Below are 1,643 nucleotides of genomic sequence, written 5' to 3' on the forward strand. Positions count from 1 at the left end.
AAACATACTAAGATTAGTAGTGAGGAAATCTCCGACGGGAGAGAGTACTCACTACTTTTTTCATTCTCAAGATGATAAAGTAGAGGTGTCTTGTTAAGTCGTGGGGCTTTTTGACGCTAGACGTCGCAACAAAAACTGGCAAGACACCTGTTTTAGAAAGAATGTTATCAAAGTATGTGGGACGCTAGACGTCGAGTATTGAAAATGACATCTCTAAAACAAGGAATCATTCAAGACAAAGAGGTAGTATCATGCGTGCAGTTTTCGGGATTGATGTGAGTAAGGCAAGTTCAGAAGTGGCCATTCTAGTCAACGGCGAGAAGGTTCATGGCTATACCATGTCCAATGACGCCATTGGCTTTGCTCGGCTACTTGGCGATTTGAGAACCGTCCATAAGCCAGAAATCATCTTTGAAGCAACAGGTGTCTATTCTCGTCGTCTTCAAGCTTTTCTGGATGAACATGGCTACGCTTATACACGACTTAATCCCTTAGAAGCTAAGAAGCAACTGGATAGCTTGCGTGTACGGAAAACCGATCAAATTGACGCTGAAAAACTGGCTCAGTCTCAATTTGTACTGAATCGTAAACCCACTTATGTCCAAGAAGAAGTCTATCAAGAACTGCGAGATTTAAGTCGATTCTATCAGAACTTAACTGAGGACATTGTTCGAGCTAAAAACCGCCTACACAAGGTCCTACAGGTCACTTTCTCAGAGTTGGAGACTATCTTATCAACGCCAACTGGGGAACAATACTGGAACTTAGTTATAGCTTTTCCTTGCAAGGACTTCGTGCTTGATTTAAGCAAGGATAAACTCTCAGAAAGCATTCGTCAATCCACTTCAAAACGGATTTCGGACAAGCGTGTGGCTTACTTAGCTGAGAAGCTGATAACACTAGCCAATCAGTCTTATTGTGCCGTTTGTGCCGTCAAGAAAACCTCTCCAATACTGGAAGAGGTTCGTTACTATGCAAAAGAATTGCTTAGACTTTCTGAACAGAGACAAGTAGTCTTAGACCAGATGGTGGAACTAGCTCAACCTTTACCAGAGTATGACATTCTGCTTTCTATTCCTGGTATCGCTGAGACTACTGCAACAAGTATTATTGGTGAACTGGGAGATATTCGCCGTTTTCAGTCTGCCAATCAAATCAATGCCTTTATCGGCATTGACCTGAGACACTATGAATCGGGTAACTTTCTCGCTAAGGAACACATTACCAAGCGTGGCAATCCCTACGCTAGAAAGATTCTGTTCAAGTGTATCCACAATATCGCTTCAGCTAGTCACACCAAGCCGTGCCATATCGCAGACTTTTATGAGAAACGAAAAAGACAATCGCAAACGACTTCAACCAAGCCACACACGATTGCCTCCATACATCGTCTCATTCGGACAATGTATTACCTCATTATGCATAACAAACTTTACGATTACACTTTAACCCAAAATCAGTAAAATTGTTTATGCCATATTATTGTAACACCTTATTTCAAAAATCACAAAATAAGGTGTTGGTTTTGTATACACTTTTTATGTAAATCTTTAGTGTAAAGTAAGGTCACTTCCCTATTTTGATGACTGTATGAAAATTATTTTTTCTCTAAAACCTTGATAGACTTGACAAATGGTAGAAAA

1 protein-coding gene is annotated in these 1,643 nt (G+C 40.5%); it reads left to right on the forward strand.

What is annotated here, in order from left to right; all coding sequences use genetic code 11:
* Positions 1–251: 251 nt before the first annotated feature.
* Positions 252–1,463: an IS110 family RNA-guided transposase gene (locus tag A3GW_RS0107675; RefSeq protein WP_018368705.1), complete on the forward strand. Its 1,212-nt coding sequence runs from the start codon at positions 252–254 to the stop codon at positions 1,461–1,463.
* Positions 1,464–1,643: the final 180 nt, after the last annotated feature.

It is taken from the genome of Streptococcus entericus DSM 14446, from assembly GCF_000380025.1.
Taxonomy (GTDB): Bacteria; Bacillota; Bacilli; order Lactobacillales; family Streptococcaceae; genus Streptococcus; species Streptococcus entericus.